Here is a 19,057-nt window from a genome sequence, read left to right as displayed (position 1 = left end):
AAATCATGTCAAATAAATTAGGAAAAATAACTGTTGCAGGCTTAGGACCAGGAAGTCCTGAGATGTTTTTGAATCCAGCCATTAATGCCATTAGTAAAGCCGATGTGGTGATTGGTTACAAATATTATTTTCAATTCATTGAATCTTTTCTGAAGGAGGGAACAGAATGCATGGATACGGGAATGCGCCAGGAAGTGCAGCGTGCAGAAATCGCATTTGAACTGGCAGAGCAAGGTAAGGATGTGGTGGTAATTAGTTCTGGTGATGCTGGAATTTATGGAATGGCATCTTTGGTTTTTGAAATGGCAGAGAAAACAGAATCGAAGGTAGAGCTAATAGTTGTACCTGGTATTTCGGCTTTTCAGGCAGCGGCGGCAAAAATAGGAGCTCCACTAAGCCACGATCTGGTGCTTCTTTCTCTATCGGATTTATTGACTAGTTATGCTTTAATCGAAAAGCGAATTAAGGCAGCAGCCATGGGCGATTTTGTAACCGCTATTTACAATCCGAAAAGCAAGAAAAGATATTGGCAGCTGTATCGCTTAAGGGAACTGTTTTTAGAGGAGAGAGAGGGTACAACTCCGGTTGCCATCGTGCGTCAGGTGGCTCGTGCCGAAGAGCAGATTACCTTAACAAATCTGCGCGATTTCGATCCGGAAATGGTAGATATGTTCTCCATAGTGATTATTGGTAATTCGCAATCCTATATTTCGGGTGATCGTTTTATCACGCCACGTGGCTATTACAGTAAGGAGGAGCAAAAGGGAAGACCTGGACCGCTCATCATGCAGGAAAGTTTCAGAACCATTGCGGCCGAGCTAAAAGGAATGGATTTGCCTTTGGAAACCAAATGGATGATGTTGCATTGCATACATACTTCGGCTGATTTCGAGTTGGCGAAGATTTTAAAAGTACAGAACAATGCCGCTCCAAAATTGAATGAATACTTGCAAAAAGGCGGTGTTATTATTACCGATGTAACTATGGCTCAATCGGGAATTCGTAAGAAAGCCTGCGAGAGAATGGGCGTTGAGGTAAAATGCTACTTGCACGATCCTCGTACCATGGAATTATCCGAAAAAATGGGGATAACCCGAACACAGGCCGGCATTCGTTTGGCGGTTGAAGAACATCCAGATGCTTTGTATGTATTTGGAAATGCACCCACGGCACTGATGGAGTTGACGGAATTGATGAGGAACAAAAACTTTCAGCCTGCAGGAATTATTGCGGCTCCCGTTGGATTTGTAAATGTGAAAGAATCGAAACACCGAGTGAAAAGCTTTACCAAATTACCAGCCGTAATTATCGAAGGACGAAAAGGTGGTTCTACTTTGGCTGCAACTATTGTTAACGCCATTTTAAGTCTGGAAGATGCTTACGATTTAAAACCAGGTAGAGATGTTTGATTTTTACATCATCGGAATTCCCGATCGCATGGAGGTGAGCCTTTCGTCCGAAGTAAAAGAGCTGATGAAGAATCATCGCTATTTTTCGGGCGGAAAGCGGCACAGAGATTTGGTAATTTCCTATTTGCCCGAACATGCGGAGTGGATCGATATTATAGTTCCCCTGGAAGGTACATTTCAGGCCTATGAAAAAATTGAGGAACCTATTGTGGTGATTGCCTCAGGCGATCCTCTGTTTTTTGGCATTGGAAACACAATCAAACGTCGTTTCCCGGAAGCAAAAATGAAAGTATTCTCCTATTTCAATAGCTTGCAGTTGTTGGCTCAGGAATTTCAGCTGGCTTATGGCGAAATGACGATTTGTACCCTAACAGGAAGAGATTGGGTGAATTTGGATCAGGAGTTGATTCGTGGCAAGAAATGCATTGGGGTTTTAACCGATAAGAAAAAAACACCAAGCAGCATTTCCCAACGCATGCTCGATGCTGGTTTTGATAACTATAGAATGATTGTGGGTTCAAAACTAGGTGGGGAAGAGCAAGTTTGTGCAGAAATAAGTCTGCAGGAAGCTGTTGATACAGATTTTGCGCATCCCAATTGCTTGATTTTGGTGCAGCAGAAGGAGATTAAACGGACTTTGGGTATTCACGAAGGCGATTTTTACATTCTCGAAGGGCGACCCAGGATGATTACCAAGCGAAGCATTCGTTTGAATTCCATTTCATTTTTGGATTTGCAGAATGCCAAACACCTTTGGGATGTGGGGTACTGCACAGGTTCGGTTTCCATCGAAGCCAAGCAGTTTGCTCCTCATCTAAAAGTAACTGCTTTCGAGAGAAGAGAAGAGTCGAAAGAACTACTGAAATTGAATCAACGAAAGTTTTGTGTTCCCGGAATTGAAGGCATTCACGATGATTTCTTTCATATCGATTTAGCAAAAATAGAGAGACCCGATCGAATTTTTATTGGTGGACATGGAGGGAAGCTGAAGGAAATGATGCAGAAGTTGTATGCGGTATTGCTCGATGATGGATTGATTGTATTTAATACGGTAAGCGAAGCTACAAAAAAGGATTTTTTGCAAGCTGTAGAGGAACTGAAAATGGAAATTACCGATCAAATGAGCATTCAGCAGGATGATTTTAACCCAATTGTAATTTTTCAGGCTAGAAAAAAGGCGATAGCAAAAAATAATAAGTAAAAGACAAGTAAAAATAGGTACTAGCTGTTGGCTACTACTTAAAAGCAAAAATATATGAGCAATACATACATCATTATCAACAATAGTTTTGCCATGGCAACGGCCGAAAGAATTGCCGCAAAAATGGAAGGAAGCACAATTGTTTCCGTGGCCGGATATCCGGGAAGTGATCAAATTTCTTCTTTGCCAGATTTTCTAACAGAATCTTTTCAAGTTGCTGATCTGCTAATTTTTATTGGTGCCATGGGGATTTGTGTGAGAAGTATTGCTCCTTTTATTCTGGATAAAGCTAGCGATCCGGCAGTAATTAATATGGATTTGCAGGGAAAATATGTGCAATCGGTACTATCGGGACACAAAGGCGGAGCCAACGAATATGCAAAACAAATTGCAAAAATTACCAATGGAAGGGCTATTATTACTACCGCTAGCGATACATTGGAATTGTGGCCTTTGGATATCTTCGGAAGAAAGTACGAATGGACGAATGAGTATCAGAATACCACAGAAAATGAACTGATTGCTGCTTTTGTGAATCAGAAAAAAACAGCTCTTTTGCTAGATGTGAAGAACGAAGGAACTCAAGCTTTGGTGGAATCCTGTCCTGATTTTGTAGAGACTTTTTACCACTACGATCAGATTCAGCAGGAAGATTTTGAGCTGCTGATTGCGGTGACTCCAGGATTATACGAAACAAGTATTCCAAGTTTGTTTTTCCGTCCTAAATGCATTGTGGTGGGAACCGGAGCGCAAAAAGGGATTTCTGTTGATGCTTTCGAGAAGGAATTGAGAGCATGTTTTGCAAGCAATCAGCTGTCTTTTGCATCCTTAAAAAGCATTCATAGTATTACCGTAAAAGCGAACGAAAAAGCCTATAAGCAGTTTAGCGAGACTACGAATTTGACTTTTGTGACCTATTCGGCCGATGAATTGAACGAGAAAGAAAGCGAAGTATCCTATTCTGAAGCGGCACATCGCGAGGTGGGAGCTGTAAATGTATCCGAGGCATCGGCATTAATTGCCAGTGGAGCCAAAAGCTTGCTGCAAACCAAGAGCAAGCATGTGGATGAAAATGGAAAGCATTTTACTTTGGCTTTGGCAATGGATGCTGAGCAGGAGAGAAAAGGAAAAATATTCATAGTAGGTGCTGGTCCGGGTGCACCCGATTTGGTTTCTGTTCGTGGAAAAAAATTATTGAAACAAGCCGATTTAATTCTCTATGCCGGTAGTCTGGTTCCTCGGGAGCTAACCGATTACGGAAAAGCATCCTGTGTGATTCGCAATTCGGCCGACCTGACTTTGGAAGAGCAATTTGATGTGATGAAGGAACACTACGATCGGGGCGGATTGGTGGTGCGCTTGCACACCGGTGATCCATGTATTTATGGTGCCATTCAGGAGCAAATGAATTTCTTCGATCAGCATGAAATGGAGTACCAGATTGTTCCGGGAATTTCTTCATTTCAGGCAGCTGCCGCTCAACTAAAATCTCAATTTACCATTCCCAACAAGGTTCAGTCTATCATCCTGACTCGTGGAGAGGGAAGAACGCCAATGCCTCCAAGAGAGCGACTGGCTGAGTTTGCCAAATTTCAATCGACCATTTGCCTGTTTCTGAGCGTGACCTTGGTGGAAAAATTACAGAAAGATTTACTGGAAGGATATCCGGAAACGACACCCGTAGCTATTTGCCACAAACTGACCTGGAAAGAGGAGAAAATTTGGAGAGGTGAATTGAAAGACCTGGTGAAAATTGTAAAAGAAAACAAGTTGTCCTTAACGGTGATGATTGTGGTGGGAGAAGCCATAGGAAATCGTAAAAACAGATCTCTTTTATACGATCCAAAATTTACTCATGGATGCCGAAAAGGAATTGAAAGTTAGGAAGTAGGAAGGAAAAATACTTAAGCCTGTAGAGGTTGATAGAGAAAATAGATTGCAATGGAAATACTTTTATTCGGGGGAACCACGGAAGGAAAAGCCACTTCTAATTGGTTGGATGATTTGGAGATTTCACATTTCTATTCCACCAAAACAAGTTCGGGAAATTACGATTCGAAATTCGGACAGCGCATTTGTGGTGCTATGGATGTTGAAGAAATTTGTAGTTTCTGTGACGAAAACGAAGTTGATTTGATTATTGATGCTGCTCATCCTTTTGCGGAGGTGTTGCATCATAGTATTGTGGAAGCAGGAGAACAGGCGAAGCTGCCTGTTTTGCGTGTTGAACGCGATGTTGTGCCCAGAATGGAGAGTGAATTCATTCACTATCATAAAAGCTTGGTTTCTATACTAATGGAACTGAAAGCAAGTAAAAAGAGCAAGATTCTTTCCTTACTGGGTGTAAAAGCTTTGCCGGCGATTCATAAAACCATGCCTTCGGTTCCCATTTGGTATCGGATATTGGATTTTCCTTCTTCGCTTGAAATTGCAGAAAAAGCGGGAGTGGAAAGCGATAAGCTGATTGTTTCGGCAGCCTTTGAGGGAATGGAATCATTGGAAGATCTATTGATTGAGGAGCAGATTGAAGCCATGATTACCAAGGAAAGTGGTTATTCGGGTTTGTTGGATCAGAAGATGGAATTGGCTCTAAAGCATCAAATTCCTTTGCATGTAATTGCTCGGCCTACACCTCCGGAATATGATGAAACCATTACCAATCGCGAAACGCTTCAGAAATATTTGAAAAGCAGCTTTGGTGTGGAGCGAAAAGACTTGGCAGCAGGTTTTACTTCGGGAACTTGTGCTTGCATATCCGCGAAAGCGGCTTTGAAATTGTTGTTAGGCAAGGAAATACAACAAAAGGAAAGCCTTGTGCTGGCCGATGGCGGAACCTGCAGCATGCAATTGCATCGGAATAAATTGGGTGAGGATTATGCGATTTGTTCGGTGGTAAAAAATTCGGGCGACGATCCGGATGTTACCGATGGAATGGAAATAGGTGTGAGCCTGAAGTGGAACGACTTAAATTGCATTCGCTTTGTGAAAGGCGAAGGAGTGGGAACGGTTACGCTAAAAGGACTGGGAATTCCGGTGGGAGAACCTGCGGTAAATCCTGTTCCCCGCAAAATGATTATCGATGAGCTGCAGAAAATTCTGGAAGAATACGGGCTTAGTAGAGGTATTGATGTTTCGGTATTTGTACCCCTGGGTAAAAAGTTAGGTGCGAAAACCTTTAATCCGAAATTAGGGATTGTCGACGGCATTTCGATTATTGGTACTACCGGCAGAATTAAGCCTTACTCCTTGGAGGCGTATATGCAGAGTATCAGAAAGCAGGTAGATTTGGCTGTTGAGAATGGATACAAGCATATTGTGGTGAACTCGGGAGGAAGAAGTGAACGATACCTAAAGAGTAAATTTACCGAAATAGACGAATTGGCTTTTCTACAATATGGGAATTTCATTGGAGAAATGCTGACCATTCTTAAAGGTTCGGGTGTTGAAAAAGTAAGCATGGGCATCATGACCGGCAAAGCGGTGAAGTTGGCGGCCGGAAATCTCGATACCCACAGTAGAAAGGTGGTATTAGATCATGACTTTCTGATGAAGCTGGCCAAAGAAGGCAATTATCCTGAGGCGGTGATTCAAAAAATAGGAGAGATGAAAATGGCTCGTGAGCTGGAAGAGCTTTTACCCTTTTTGCAGGAAGAACTATTTTTCAAGCTGCTAAAAAATAAGTGCATGGAGGTTTGTCAGCAGGTAATTGAGAGCTATGATTTCGAGCTTTTGTTAATCAGTAATAGAGGAGAAGTAATATAGGCAAACTATTTGATTGATCTGTATTTCTGGTTCTTTTAAGGAATTTAGTACGCGAATTATAGCAGGATATTGTTCTGCTTCATGTTTTATCTATCTCTGATGTTGGATAGCTAACGTGATGAAGAAACAAATTTGCGATATATCTCAATTAGGTGATTGGCTTGAGTATAAATATTAAATTTACTTTCAACTCCAGATCGGGCATTTTCTGATAATTTTTGCAGTTTTTCATTATTAAGTAAGAGCTTTTTTAAAGCTTTGGCTAATTCTTTTGGTGTGTTTTTTTCGTAGATGACACCACCCTTTGTCTTTTCTACAATTTCGGGAAAAGCACCTAGCTTTGGTTGCACAACCGGTACACCCGAAGCCATACTTTCCAATAAATACAAACCAAAAGCTTCCCCATTTTTAACAGGAACAGAAATCATTTTTACTTTACTAAAGAATTCATGCCTTCCATCACCGTCGAAATCCACATGAAATTCAACTTGATCCATCAGATTTGCTCTCTTTAGCTTTTTTCGCATCTGTTTCAAAATGGACTTGTCGTTACCTGTGTAGCCACCGGTTAGAATCAGTTTAACATCTCTAAGCTCATCATCTTTTTTGAGTTCGATAAACGCATCTACAATGATATCAAAACCATTTGCTTCACACATTCGTGAGATGTAGCCAATGTTTCGTGCTTTCTCGTTTACTGGTGTTAGCTTGTATTCATTCGGGTCTACTCCTAAGTAATTGGTGAATACTTTTTCTTTTTGAAGGTTCATTTTTTGGATGGAAACTTTTGAATAAAAATCACTAACCCCAATAAATCCGTCGACATATTTAGATTTTGTGCTCATAAGATTCCAAATTTTGTCTCTAAATGAGTTTTTCATGGCATCTACCCAAACATCTTCATCCTGTAAAGAACAAATGAGAGAAGTTTTCGGAAACTTTTCTTTTAATTTAGGAGCCAATCCCAATAAGAGTGCATTCGATAAGTGAATTACATCTGGTTTAAGGTATTCGGCCATCCAGCTAACCATTCGGTTCAATTCCTCTTTCTGCTTTCCTTCTTCTCCCATCAACATCGAAATGGTCATTTCTTCCAGACCTTTTGCATTGGTAGAACCAGCCATATTTGCAGCTAACTTTAACATTGGGCGCGAGTTTAAGAGAGAATCGAGCCAGGCAGGAGCTTTTCGAAAAATAGGATATAGCTGCTTTAAATAAATACTGATGGCACCATAAAAAACAGGCATGTCATTTAGATCATGTTCATCGGAAAACAAGGGGAGATACATGGGGATTTTGGTTACCTCATGTCCTTGTTTTTTCATGGCTAGATGAAACTTGTCATCGCGCAAGCAATTGCCACAATAAAAGCTACCACCAGAGCCTGGTATGATTTGCAGGATGTTCATAACGAAAAGTTGAAAGTATGTAAGCTTAAAGATAAAAGTTTTAAACGAAAAAGCACCTAAAGTAATTGAGGATCAATACAAATATCTGGAGGAGAATAAAAATAAATTTTTGTGGTATTTCAAAATTATAGAAAATCTATAAAGCAAAAAATCGCCACCAAATAAATGGAAGCGATTCTTAACTTAGAGGGTGGAAGCCCCTTTGCCTAAGAAAGATTTTAATTGTGAACGCGGAGGGATTCGAACCCCCAACCTCTACGGCCGTAACGTAGTGCACTATCCAGTTATGCTACGCGTCCTTTTTTCTTAATTGCCCTGCAAATATAGGGGTTTTAGAGGTATTTGTCCAAATTATTTAGGGATTATTTATAGATAAAAAGCATACTTTTTTATAAGGACTTTATAGGTAGCTTTTTACAATGAAATATTTTTTTAACATGACCACAAAATTCTCATTTTTTATCCATTATTGGTATGAGTTTGGCAGGAATAATAGAATTTAACGAGCTATTAACAAAATAAAGACATGTAAGTCTGGAATTTTTTGCGTAAATTTAATGGACTAAAAATAAAATTCAGAGAATAGAAATTGCTGATTTCGATGTAAAATCAGTAAAAGCAACTAATATTTAGAAATTATGAAGAGAATTGTATTATTACTAGCAGCCGTTTTTGTTGCTACACTTATTCTTACGCCAAATACAGTATTTTCACAAGAAAATAATTACCAGTTAAAACCCGAAAAAAGCAAGATTGAATGGCTCGGTAAAAAGGTTACAGGAGAACACTCTGGTACCATTTTTATGAAGCAAGGGAATTTAACTTTTGATGCGGATCAATTGCTTGGGGGAAGTTTTGTGGTAGACATGACTACCATTGTGAATACGGATATTGAGGACGAAACCTATAGAGCAAAGTTGGAAGGACATTTAAAATCGGATGACTTTTTTGGCGTGGATAAGTTTCAAGAATCGAAATTTAAAATTACAAGTGCTGAAAAATTGGCAGATGGAAAATTTAAAGTGATAGGAAATCTAACTATTAAAGGAATTACTGAGATAGCAGAATTAATGGTTAATGTGCACAAACACGGCAAAATGCTTCATGTTAATGGAAAAATGATCATCGACCGTACAAAGTATAATGTTCGTTACGGATCGGGTTCCTTCTTTGATAATTTAGGGGATAAAACCATTTATGATGAATTCCAATTGGATTTAGATTTGAATTTTGAATAAAATACGGATGAATTAGAAAGGAAGTCAGGATATTTTATTCTGGCTTTTTTTATGGAACACATTATTGAGTAAAATTTATATGAATAATAGGTGTTTCATTTTTAAAATCTACCTATCTGTTTGAATTTAAAATTAATAGTTGTAATTTGAATGGAGATTAAAATTCAAATCAACATTATTATGATTCGATATTTGTTTTCGACTCTGTTCGCTTTGTTTCTTTTTTCAACAAGTCATGCTGAAGTAAATGTTAAAAATTTGCGAAATTCTCGTGTTTACTCCAAAGTTCTTAAGGAGTATCGCGAAATGAGAGTCTTACTTCCTAACGAATACGATAATACTTATTACAAGTATCCTACGATTTATTTACTAGATGCGGAGACAAATTTTGACATGGGAATTGAAGTGCTCAGTTTTCTAATGGATAATCATTTTATTCCTCCTCACATTGTTGTTGGACTTCCTAATACAGATCGTTTTCGCGATATGACTCCGGTAGATACAGTTATGAATAAGAATATTTACCGAACACGAGGAGGAGCCGATCAATTTATTAAAGCATTAGAAGTAGATATTTTTCCTTTTTTAAACGAGAACTTCAGAATGAATTCGCAACGATTATTGATCGGACATAGTTATAGTGGTCTTTTTGTTTCTTATGCTTTTTACTTTCGCACCGATTTATTTGATAAATACATGGCTTTTAGCCCTATTTTGTGGTGGAATAACAAAGCAATTGTCCACGATATTGATACATTTTTAGAGAATAATTCATCCATACGAAAACAATTGTTTATATCCTTTGCCAAGGAGGCTAGCGAGATGCTTAAGTCTTGCAAATCTTTAATTTCTTCCTTAAAAATCAATGCACCTAGTGATCTCAAATGGAAGTATGAGTGGATGCCTGATGAAAGTCACTACTCTTTATATCGTAAGAGTTTAATGAAAGGTATGGAGTTCATGTTTCTTGATTACAAATATCCAGATGTGCAAGTTTTAGTAGATGAAGGGGCAGGAGTAGCACAATCTTATCAGAAAAATATTTTACTCACTTATGGTAGAAATGAAAAATTGCCTTACTCTTTGCTCGAGAGTGTTTGCTTACAATTAAAAGAGGCAAAAAGATATGATGAGGCCATGAATTTTTTAAAATTTACGGTTTCAAGTTATCCCAATCGTGCTGAATCATTCTTTTATGTGGGGGAAATATACGAGAATAGCAATCAGCTTACAGAGGCCTTAAAATTCTACAAGATTGCACATGAGAAAGATACAGACCGTTGGGAGTACGAGAATAAATGTTTGGAGATGCAAAAATTATTGACTGATATCGAAAAAAACACTCAAACGTTAACTAATTTAGAGTAAGAATGAATCTTTTTGAGGGTGTATCTATTTTTTGTAAGCACAATTACTTTTCTTTTAATTCGTTATAGATTGTATAAAAGTAAAAGATAATTTTTTGTGGTGTTTCAATCAACCACAATGAAAATTAAAGGAGGTATCTAATGAAAGGAATTTTTTTTACGGAGTTGTTAGAGATGACGGAAAAGGAATACGGAATAGATATTACTGAAAAAATAATTGCAGAGTTGGGTGTTGGAAATAATGGTGTTTACGAAGCTACCTATGATTATCCATACACTCAATTTGTTGAAATGTGTGATATTCTGAGTAATGAAGTGAAAAATTCAGTTTCTGATCTTGTAAAAAATTTTGGGGAATATCTTTTTAGTCGTTTGGTTATTTTATTCCGACCGGATTTTGCTGGAAATACTGATGTTTTTGAATTCTTAGGACAAATCGATGATTTTATTCATCATAGCATTCAGGAGCGTTTTACAAAGGTGGAAATTCCTCGTTTTAAAGCCATTCAAATTAACGATTCCACCTTTCAAATAAGTTGTCAAAGCGAAGAAGTACTTATCGATTTAGCCATTGGTCTGTTTATGGGATGTCAACGTTTTTTTAATGAGGAGCTTACCTTAAAAACAGAATTTATCTCGAAAAGAAGTAAGTTGGTTTGTTTTACTCTTTCCAAAAATCATATTTTAGTTTGATTCCATGTGGTGATAGGTATAAAAGCTCGTATTTCCAGCTTTTACATCAAAATTCAATTGCTGATCTGCACTTTGTCCTCCTGGTGAATTTACCCGAAGGGTTACGTTATGTATTCCTTCTTTCATTCTAATTCTTGTGTAGTGAATGGAGTGAGGTAAGGTTTGCCAATTTCGAGTATCTGCTTTTTCGGTTACAGCATTGAAAATACTAATGAGGGTACCAATGTTATCATCCTTACTTCGGGCATAGCTCTCGATTGCTTGTTTGGTGGCAAGTCTGAGTAAAGAGTTTGCCATCTCACGAATCATCCTATCTCTAAGTGTTTTAAAAGCAATGGCGTTAATGTCTTCTCCTTTGTCAAGAGGATAGCTAATGGAATCATTTACTAAAATTCTTGCTTGGCTATAAAATGGAACTCGCTCCTGGTATTTAGGAAATGCAACGCGCACTAAACCCATATTTCCAAAAGAATTTTGGGTTTTCCGATCCATATCACCAATAAAAAAAGGCAGTGTAACATTTTCATCGTTGTTAACCATGGTTAGGTAACCATTGCTACCATTTACAGCCGTGAAATTAATGCTCCATTCAGCTTTCACAGGTCCTAATCCCGATAACCATATAAATACAACATCTCCTTCTCCGGGCTGTGTTTTATCAAAATCGAAGTCAAATTTCTTCTTGTAAAATTCATATTCTTCAAATAGTCCGGTTTGATAGGCTGTACGGAGCAAGTCTTTTTTCAATTGCGAAGGTACTGGAGTGTTGAAATTCTTTAGGTAGTTGTCTTCGTAAATTTTAAATGCATTTCGGTAGGCGATAAAGGCATTGTTCGAGTCTCCCGACGAATCGTAAATCAATCCCATTAAGGTGTGTGCGAAAGCATCATCACTATATCGGTTCTGATGATTTTTAGGGTATTTATCGTTTAAGGCATATAGTTTTTCATTTACTCTTCGGCATTCTACCATAGCGTCTTGAGTGTTGCCCATTTCCAAATAGCTCAATGCTTTGTAGAAATTAAGCATCACGTTCTCAAAATCTTCCGGAACGTAAGGTTTTGTCATAGGATTGGTCAGTACGGCTAGTGCTTCCGATCCAATTTTCTTATGTTGATCTTCGATATATAAATCGGCCTGATTGAAATAATCAGTAGCAGCTGCGTAATCCTGCTGCATCCACGAAAGTGTTCCTTTGTTCAATAAAAATAAAGCTTTGTTTTTATTCCGATTGTTTTTTTTATCCTTGTCGAGTACTTTTTCGGCATTGGCTATATCTCCACGCAAAAAATAGCCGTTGAATGCCTCGTTTTGCATGTAGTAGGTAGCACAACCCGATAGTAGAAGGAATAAACCCAATAGGAATACAGACAATATTTTGCCCAATGTATGTAAGGATAACTTTAGCTTCATCGAAAATGGAATAAAGAAATTCAGGAAGCCAAAAACTGACTTCCTGTGGGTACTAATTATTTGTTAACGTACTTTTTGATTTTTTTATCACCCATCCAAACGAGTTCGCTAGTTTCAAGGTTGGTAAGGTCCATATTTAACTGATAGTATCTAACATTTTCTTTTTTATAACTATCAATTATCGAAGAAATATCACCTTGGAGCATAAAGTCGGCACCTAATTCTTGTCCCCATTTTTTAAGCGTCTCTTTCGATGCAAAATCTTGTTGATCTGCACGTTCCTGGCGAAGATTTTCTCTTTTTGCTCCTGCCTGAACTAGGCGAACGCGTCCATCATTTAAAATAGCTTTCTCAATGTCTTTGATATAGGTGTCCGAATCGATATGTTCTGAACTCTTGTTGGTTATTAATCCAACAATAACTACAGGTTTACGATTGAATTCTTGCTCATAATTTGCAATCCAATTTTGATTGAGAAGTTGCTCAATTAAAGCTTCTGCAGTAAGTTTAGAATCGGTGTCGTTCCAACGCCCGCTTAAATCAATTTGCTGATCGGGAGAAACTCTGGTTACTTGTCTTGAACAAGAAGATCCAACTACTATCGCAAGAGCGAAAACAAATAGACGAAGTGAATATTTCATAATGTTTTTCATTTTTGTTAAAATAATATTCTAAATAAGTAAGGTAAACTATTTCAAACAAACACAATTTTTATGCCAAAATACTTATGCTATTTTATGCATTTTTGATTGATTTTTAAAAAATAGGTGAGGAATCAGAACAAGCTACAAATGCTGATGTTTTTATTGTTTCCTCGTTTCTATTTCTTTATTTGTGACAAATAATTTAAGCTTTCGCTGATGAGTTTTTCAATACTATAATTTTTACCCTGATCAATCATTAAATCTAAATGATCGCAATTGCCTTTTAGTGAGCCTACTTTACAAGATGCTAACGAAACTTGAGTAATGTATTTTATCGAAAGATGCTCTGAATTGCTAAGAACAAAAAGTAAGTCAAATTTATTTGTAATAAAATCGTTCAGTTCAGGTATGTTAGGCTCACCGCTCCATTTAATATCTTTATTGGTATATAATAATATTTTTTGAGCAATTCCGAAATCAGGAAGTTCATTGGCATTTATCCATCCTACAGTTTGCACCTTATAGCCTTTTTGCTGCAAATCTTCCGAGAAATTTTTAACCACCGAGAAGTTTTTTTGATCGAGTGTATCGAAAAGAATTCCAATGCTTTTTGCACTTGTTAAATTGTGAAATTCTTTTTTTCGAGTATTCTTTTTTGTCTTGCTCTTTCGTTTTATACCTGCAAGTTGATTGATCATATTTTGGAAAAAACTCATTTTATAGTCTATCGTTAAGTTGTAGGGTAACAATTAAAGAGGCATGGCCTTAATCAATTGCAATTACAAGTTATTAAAATTTTTATTTTAGAATTTATAAATTAAGCTTATTTAATTTTTTTTGGCGCTTTATAGCTATTTGCCTTTAGTTTTCCCGGGGCGATGCGTATTTCCTGAGCCAATTCAATAAGGTTATTTACATTCATTACTTCACAGGCTTTAATGGCGATTTTGGCACATGCCAAAGTGTCTTCCAAGGCATCGTGATGTTTTAAGGGAATGTCGAATAAATGTGCAAGAGTATTCAGTTTGTGATTTGGCAGGTTGGGCCAAATGCAACGACTAATTTGAATGGTGCATAAGTAATCAAACTCTGGAAAAGCAATGCCATAAGTTTTCAGACAAGCGCGAAGAACCGATACATCAAAACTAGCATTGTGAGCGATCACGATCTCACCTTGTAAATAATTTTCAATTTCATCCCAAAGGTAATTAAAGCTTGGTTTACTCATTACATCCTCTTCGGTAATGCCGTGTATGCTTACGTTTATGGGATGAAAGTACATTTCAGGAGGCGATATCAACCAGTCTTTGCACTCTACTATTTTTCCATTTCTAACACGAACCAAACCTAAGGAGCAAGCCGAATTTCTTTGTCCGTTAGCCGTTTCAAAATCTAGTGCTGTAAAATTCATTTCTAATGTATTTCTCATTATTTATTTCCGATCATCAACAAAAACTCATCTTCTGTTTTCATTTCGATACCTAGTTTTTCGACTTTTTCTAACTTACTAGGTCCGATTTTTTCTCCTGCCAGCAAAAAACTTGTTTTTTTAGAAATAGAACTCACATTTTTACCACCATGCAACTCAATCATATTTTTTAGTTCATCTCGAGAGTATTTACTAAAGCTACCCGAAATAACAATCGATAAACCTTCTAAAATGGTACTTGCCTCGGGGTTATCGATAATTTCTTTCTCCATTTGCAAGCCAAAATCTTTTAGTTGAGCAATTAAATTTTGATGATATTCGCTTGAGAAGTATTCCACGATGCTTTCTGCAATTTTGCCACCAATTTCATCTATTTCAATCAGATCCTCTAGAGAGGTAGTCGCTAATTTATCGATGGAAGGAATGGCCTTGGCTAATTTTTTTGCTACGGTAATGCCTACATATCTAATTCCTAAAGCATATAATACTCTTTCGTAGGGAACCTGTTTAGAATTTTCGATACTGCCTAAAATTCGTTCTGCCGATTTATCTGCCATTCTTTCTAAGCGAACAATATCCTCTTTTTGTAGGCGATAAAGATCAGCCACATCCTTAAGCATATTGTTCTGAAAAAACAGATCAATCGTTTCTTCTCCCAAGCCATCTAAATCCATAGCACGCCTGCTAATGAAATGTTCTATTCGGCCTTTTATTTGTGGGGGACAGCTCATGTCATTTGGACAGTAATGATTGGCTTCGCCCTCTTTACGTACTAGAGGAGTGCCGCACTCAGGGCATTTATCGATGTATTGAATGGCTTTTGCTTGCGCAGATCTTTCCGATAGTTCAACTCCAACAATCTTAGGAATAATTTCACCGCCTTTTTCTACATAAACAGTGTCGTTTTCGTGTAGATCTAAATTTTGAATGATATCCGCATTGTGCAAGGATGCTCTTTTTACTATTGTGCCAGCCAATTGTACTGCATCCAGGTTAGCAACCGGAGTAATCGATCCAGTTCTCCCAACTTGATAGGTTACCATTTTCAGTTTTGTAGATACTCGTTCAGCTTTGTATTTATAGGAAATTGCCCAACGAGGTGATTTGGCCGTATAACCAAGTTCTTCCTGCATGTCGAGTGAGTTCACCTTAATTACAATTCCATCTATGGGAACGGGAAGTTCTTCGCGTTTATGGTCCCATTCTTTGATAAAGGCAATAACCTCTTCGATATTTTTACAGCGCTTGGTATTAGCCGGAATTTTAAATCCCCAGTCTTTGGCTGCTTGTAAATTGGCAAAATGAGTTCTAGCAGGAATTTCTTTGCCTAATAGGTAGTATAAGTAACAATCTAACTTGCGCTTGGCTACTACAGATGAATTTTGCATTTTTAGTGTTCCCGATGCCGCATTTCTAGGATTGGCAAATGGGCTTTCTCCAATTTCCTCACGTTCTTCGTTTAAACTATTGAATACATCAAAAGGCATTAGTATTTCTCCCCGAATCTCAAATTCTTCGGGATAGCCGGTTCCGCTTAACTGCAAGGGAATCGAGCGTATGGTTTTTACATTGGCTGTTACATCATCGCCTTTAACACCATCGCCACGAGTGACTGCCTGAATTAATTTTCCATTTTTATAGCTTAAGGAGATGGAGGTTCCATCGTATTTTAATTCGCAAACATATTCTACATCGCCGTCGATTAATTTTTTGATTCGGCCTTCGAAATCACGAATTTCTTCTTCCGAGTAGGTGTTGCCCAACGAAAGCATGGGATATCTGTGCTCAACTTGTTTAAAATCAAGATTGATATCGCTACCCACGCGTTGAGTTGGTGAAGATTCATCTTTAAATTCTGGAAACTGTTTTTCCAAATCGATCAATTCATTCAAAAGCATATCAAAATCGTAATCGCTAATGCTCGGTTGCGATAAAACGTAGTAATTGTGATTGTATGTATGTAATTGTTCGCGCAATTCAGTAATGCGAAGCTTGGCTTTTGCTTGATTCATAGTTGTAAAAGTCTATGGTTGTGTGAATAGATAATCTGTGTAAGCTTTGGTAAACCCAAATGGTAAAAATACTAAAGCTTTCGCTGATATTACAAGCTCTGAACCTGATTTTTTTATAAAGAATAAATGAAGAATTAGATACTCTGGTTTAGAGAAACTCTTTTTCGGTGTCCTATTTTTTATTGATTCGACAATATTCTTCAGAAGGGGGGCTTATGTAGAATTATTTTAAATTGACCAATTTTTTATGTATATTCTTATTTGAAAATTAAGTGGTATTCCAGTTTTATTTTTTTCGGACTGACATTTAAACTTGTTTTTTTTAATCGCGATTACTATTAGGTTATGATACGGCACCATGAAAAATCCAGGGAAGAATTAGTAATAGAGTTAAATCAATTGCAACAAAGGTTTACCTCTTTAAAGGAATCTTCTGACCAAAATCTAATTATTCATAAGCGCACCGAAGAAGCCTTAAGAAATAGTGAAGAGAGATTTAAGTTGGCAATGGAGGCATCGAATGATGGTTTGTATGATTGGAATCTTGACTCTCAAAAGATTTACTATTCACCAGGATGGAAAAAAATGCTTGGTTATGAGGAACATGAATTAAAAAATGAAGTAAGTATATGGGAAGATTTAACTGATCCCGAGGATGTTAGTAAAACGTGGGGATTGCTGAATGATTTAATGACAAGAAAAAAAAATCGTTTTGTTTTGGAGTTTAAAATGCGTCATAAGCAGGGACATTGGGTTGATGTTCTTTCGCGTGGAGAGGCATTTTATGATGATGCAGGAAAAGCAATTCGAATTATAGGAACTCATTCTGATATTTCGGAGCGTAAGTTGGCAGAATTAACATTACGTAATGAGAAAGAGCAAATACGAACAATCCTCGATTTGGTGGGCGATCCTATTTTTGTTAAGGATAATGATCATCGCATAACGATGGCTAATAGTGCTTTTTACAATATTTTTAACTTAAACCAAGAAGAGGTTATTGGATCAACTCTGGTCGAATCGGTTCCTAGTAACGAGAAACAAGATTTTCTTGCAGCTGATCGAAAGGTGCTGGATACCGGAGTGCCTGATTTACGTGAAGAAAAATTGACGGTTGGGGATACTACGAGAACCATAATCACAAGAAAAATACGTTTTATTGACGCAGCAGGAAATAAGTTTTTGGTGGGCTCGATTCATGATATAACCGAACAGAATAATATCTTAAAAGCTTTAGCTAAAAGTGAACATCGATTAAGTTTAGCATTAGAAACTGGTATGATTGGAGCATGGGATCTAAATTTGTTTGATAATTCTTCACGTAGAACTTTAATTCATGATCAAATATTTGGGTATGACCATTTGTTGCCAGAATGGACTTATGATATGTTTTTGAACCATGTTTTTCCTGATGATAAAAATTATGTGGATGAGGCTTTTAATAGAGCAATAGAATCCGTTTCTGATTGGAATTTTGAGTGTCGAATAAATCGTTTTATTGATGGTGAGATTCGTTGGATAAAAGCAACAGGAAGGCATGTTTTAAATTCTGAGGGAAATCCAATTTACCTCACGGGGATAGTTCAGGATATTACGGAACAAAAAATCGCAGAAATTGAATTGAATATAGCAAAAGAAAAGGCCGAAGAAAGTGATCGATTAAAATCTGCTTTTTTGGCAAATATGAGTCACGAGATTCGTACGCCAATGAATAGCATTATTGGGTTTTCAGAGCTCTTAAGTAATAGTAATTTGACTTTAGTGAAAAAAGAAAAATATTTGGGTGTAATAATAAAAAGTGGGAAGCGAATGCTCAATATTATTGATGATATTATGGACATATCAAAAATTGAAGCTGGTCTTATGACTTTAGAGCTTGAAAAAATTAATATCAATGAACAGATTGATTACTTATACGATATTTTTAATTCAGAAGTGGAGGCTAAAGGAATTGCTTTTTCATTTAAAAAAGGATTATTAGAAAAAGAAATAGTAATTCGAACTGATAAAGATAAATTCATTGCAATACTTTCAAAATTAATCAAAAACGCAATTAAATATACCGATGAAGGTAGTATTGAATTTGGTTATGAATTAATAGTGAAAAATCATGAGCCAATGTTTAAATTTTTTGTGAAGGATAGTGGTATAGGAATTTCAGAAGACCGACAAGAGGCTATCTTCGAACGATTTATTCAGGCCGACATACAGGATGTGATGGCTAGAGAAGGTGCCGGATTAGGTCTTTCAATAGCCAAATCGCATATCGAAATGCTTAATGGAGAAATTTGGCTGGATAGTAAAGAAGGAGAAGGTTCTACATTTTATTTTACATTGCCTTATGCATCCAAATCTAATTCAAGCAACAAAACTAGTGGTTCTATTGAAACTAATAAACTTAGTATCTGATAGAATAGAGGCAAAGTATCAGTTTACTAAATTATCTTAGTAGAACTAGTATTCTATTTTTAATTGTTTAC

General features: G+C 37.1%; 14 protein-coding genes and 1 tRNA gene. 8 read left to right on the top strand and 7 right to left on the bottom strand.

Annotation, left to right across the window (positions count from 1 at the left end; all coding sequences use genetic code 11):
• The first annotated feature begins 5 nt into the window (after window positions 1–5).
• Genes cobJ through cbiD form a run of 4 tightly spaced genes read left to right on the top strand, consistent with a single transcriptional unit; the run spans window position 6 to window position 6,372 of the window.
• Complete coding sequence (gene cobJ, locus ABYT26_RS03140) at window positions 6–1,409, top strand: precorrin-3B C(17)-methyltransferase (protein WP_372751438.1); 1,404 nt, start codon at window positions 6–8, stop codon at window positions 1,407–1,409.
• Window positions 1,402–2,610 (top strand): precorrin-6y C5,15-methyltransferase (decarboxylating) subunit CbiE, encoded by a 1,209-nt coding sequence (gene cbiE, locus ABYT26_RS03135; protein ID WP_372751437.1) that lies wholly within the window; start codon window positions 1,402–1,404, stop codon window positions 2,608–2,610. The genes cobJ and cbiE overlap by 8 nt, the downstream gene beginning before the upstream one ends.
• A 54-nt stretch (window positions 2,611–2,664) precedes the next feature.
• Window positions 2,665–4,494: a precorrin-4 C(11)-methyltransferase gene (cobM, locus tag ABYT26_RS03130; protein WP_372751436.1), complete on the top strand. Its 1,830-nt coding sequence runs from the start codon at window positions 2,665–2,667 to the stop codon at window positions 4,492–4,494.
• Window positions 4,495–4,551: 57 nt separating this feature from the next.
• A complete protein-coding gene (gene cbiD / locus ABYT26_RS03125) occupies window positions 4,552–6,372 on the top strand; it encodes a cobalt-precorrin-5B (C(1))-methyltransferase CbiD (protein WP_372751435.1) in 1,821 nt (606 codons plus the stop codon).
• A gap of 110 nt (window positions 6,373–6,482) precedes the next feature.
• On the opposite strand, the gene ABYT26_RS03120 is transcribed toward cbiD, so the two are convergent.
• Window positions 6,483–7,781, bottom strand: coding sequence for a glycosyltransferase family 4 protein (locus ABYT26_RS03120; RefSeq protein ID WP_372751434.1), 1,299 nt, complete (start codon window positions 7,779–7,781; stop codon window positions 6,483–6,485).
• A gap of 225 nt (window positions 7,782–8,006) precedes the next feature.
• Window positions 8,007–8,080: transfer RNA gene (locus tag ABYT26_RS03115), tRNA-Arg, on the bottom strand.
• 339 nt (window positions 8,081–8,419) lie between these two features.
• Here ABYT26_RS03115 and ABYT26_RS03110 point away from each other — a divergent pair.
• From ABYT26_RS03110 to ABYT26_RS03100, 3 genes are all read left to right on the top strand, one after another.
• Entirely contained in the window at window positions 8,420–9,019 is a 600-nt protein-coding gene (locus ABYT26_RS03110; RefSeq protein ID WP_372751433.1) for a YceI family protein, read from the top strand.
• A 180-nt stretch (window positions 9,020–9,199) separates the two neighbouring features.
• Entirely contained in the window at window positions 9,200–10,387 is a 1,188-nt protein-coding gene (locus ABYT26_RS03105) for an alpha/beta hydrolase-fold protein (protein ID WP_372751432.1), read from the top strand.
• A 140-nt stretch (window positions 10,388–10,527) separates the two neighbouring features.
• Window positions 10,528–11,079 carry a heme NO-binding domain-containing protein gene (locus ABYT26_RS03100; RefSeq protein ID WP_372751431.1) on the top strand — a complete coding sequence of 184 codons (552 nt, stop codon included), beginning with the start codon at window positions 10,528–10,530 and terminating at the stop codon, window positions 11,077–11,079.
• Here the strand turns inward: ABYT26_RS03100 and ABYT26_RS03095 are convergent.
• The 5 genes from ABYT26_RS03095 to ligA form a co-directional block, all read right to left on the bottom strand.
• Window positions 11,071–12,492, bottom strand: a complete 1,422-nt coding sequence (locus ABYT26_RS03095; protein WP_372751430.1) for a COG3014 family protein — start codon at window positions 12,490–12,492, stop codon at window positions 11,071–11,073. The genes ABYT26_RS03100 and ABYT26_RS03095 overlap by 9 nt on opposite strands.
• Before the next feature lie 56 nt (window positions 12,493–12,548).
• Entirely contained in the window at window positions 12,549–13,133 is a 585-nt protein-coding gene (locus ABYT26_RS03090; protein WP_372751429.1) for a penicillin-binding protein activator LpoB, read from the bottom strand.
• 179 nt (window positions 13,134–13,312) lie between these two features.
• Window positions 13,313–13,834: a hypothetical protein gene (locus ABYT26_RS03085; protein WP_372751428.1), complete on the bottom strand. Its 522-nt coding sequence runs from the start codon at window positions 13,832–13,834 to the stop codon at window positions 13,313–13,315.
• Between the two features lie 125 nt (window positions 13,835–13,959).
• Window positions 13,960–14,565, bottom strand: coding sequence for a 3'-5' exonuclease (locus tag ABYT26_RS03080; RefSeq protein WP_372751427.1), 606 nt, complete (start codon window positions 14,563–14,565; stop codon window positions 13,960–13,962).
• Window positions 14,565–16,577, bottom strand: coding sequence for an NAD-dependent DNA ligase LigA (gene ligA / locus ABYT26_RS03075; RefSeq protein ID WP_372751426.1), 2,013 nt, complete (start codon window positions 16,575–16,577; stop codon window positions 14,565–14,567). The genes ABYT26_RS03080 and ligA overlap by 1 nt, the downstream gene beginning before the upstream one ends.
• A gap of 345 nt (window positions 16,578–16,922) precedes the next feature.
• On the opposite strand from ligA, the gene ABYT26_RS03070 reads away from it, so the two are divergent.
• Complete coding sequence (locus ABYT26_RS03070) at window positions 16,923–18,986, top strand: PAS domain S-box protein (protein WP_372751425.1); 2,064 nt, start codon at window positions 16,923–16,925, stop codon at window positions 18,984–18,986.
• Window positions 18,987–19,057: the final 71 nt, after the last annotated feature.

Origin of the sequence: Labilibaculum sp. (assembly GCF_041595635.1) — a bacterium.
GTDB lineage: Bacteria > Bacteroidota > Bacteroidia > Bacteroidales > Marinifilaceae > Labilibaculum.
Note: the sequence above shows the minus strand (reverse complement) of the source record. Positions and strands in the feature narration are given on the sequence as shown.

Bases quoted from the DNA above. Each gene is read 5' to 3' on its own strand.
- cobJ (WP_372751438.1), top strand. From the start codon at position 6: ATGTCAAATAAATTAGGAAAAATAACTGTTGCAGGCTTAGGACCAGGA.
- cbiE (WP_372751437.1), top strand. From the start codon at position 1,402: ATGTTTGATTTTTACATCATCGGAATTCCCGATCGCATGGAGGTGAGC.
- cobM (WP_372751436.1), top strand. From the start codon at position 2,665: ATGAGCAATACATACATCATTATCAACAATAGTTTTGCCATGGCAACG.
- cbiD (WP_372751435.1), top strand. From the start codon at position 4,552: ATGGAAATACTTTTATTCGGGGGAACCACGGAAGGAAAAGCCACTTCT.
- ABYT26_RS03120 (WP_372751434.1), bottom strand. From the start codon at position 7,781: ATGAACATCCTGCAAATCATACCAGGCTCTGGTGGTAGCTTTTATTGT.
- ABYT26_RS03110 (WP_372751433.1), top strand. From the start codon at position 8,420: ATGAAGAGAATTGTATTATTACTAGCAGCCGTTTTTGTTGCTACACTT.
- ABYT26_RS03105 (WP_372751432.1), top strand. From the start codon at position 9,200: ATGATTCGATATTTGTTTTCGACTCTGTTCGCTTTGTTTCTTTTTTCA.
- ABYT26_RS03100 (WP_372751431.1), top strand. From the start codon at position 10,528: ATGAAAGGAATTTTTTTTACGGAGTTGTTAGAGATGACGGAAAAGGAA.
- ABYT26_RS03095 (WP_372751430.1), bottom strand. From the start codon at position 12,492: ATGAAGCTAAAGTTATCCTTACATACATTGGGCAAAATATTGTCTGTA.
- ABYT26_RS03090 (WP_372751429.1), bottom strand. From the start codon at position 13,133: ATGAAATATTCACTTCGTCTATTTGTTTTCGCTCTTGCGATAGTAGTT.
- ABYT26_RS03085 (WP_372751428.1), bottom strand. From the start codon at position 13,834: ATGATCAATCAACTTGCAGGTATAAAACGAAAGAGCAAGACAAAAAAG.
- ABYT26_RS03080 (WP_372751427.1), bottom strand. From the start codon at position 14,565: ATGAGAAATACATTAGAAATGAATTTTACAGCACTAGATTTTGAAACG.
- ligA (WP_372751426.1), bottom strand. From the start codon at position 16,577: ATGAATCAAGCAAAAGCCAAGCTTCGCATTACTGAATTGCGCGAACAA.
- ABYT26_RS03070 (WP_372751425.1), top strand. From the start codon at position 16,923: ATGATACGGCACCATGAAAAATCCAGGGAAGAATTAGTAATAGAGTTA.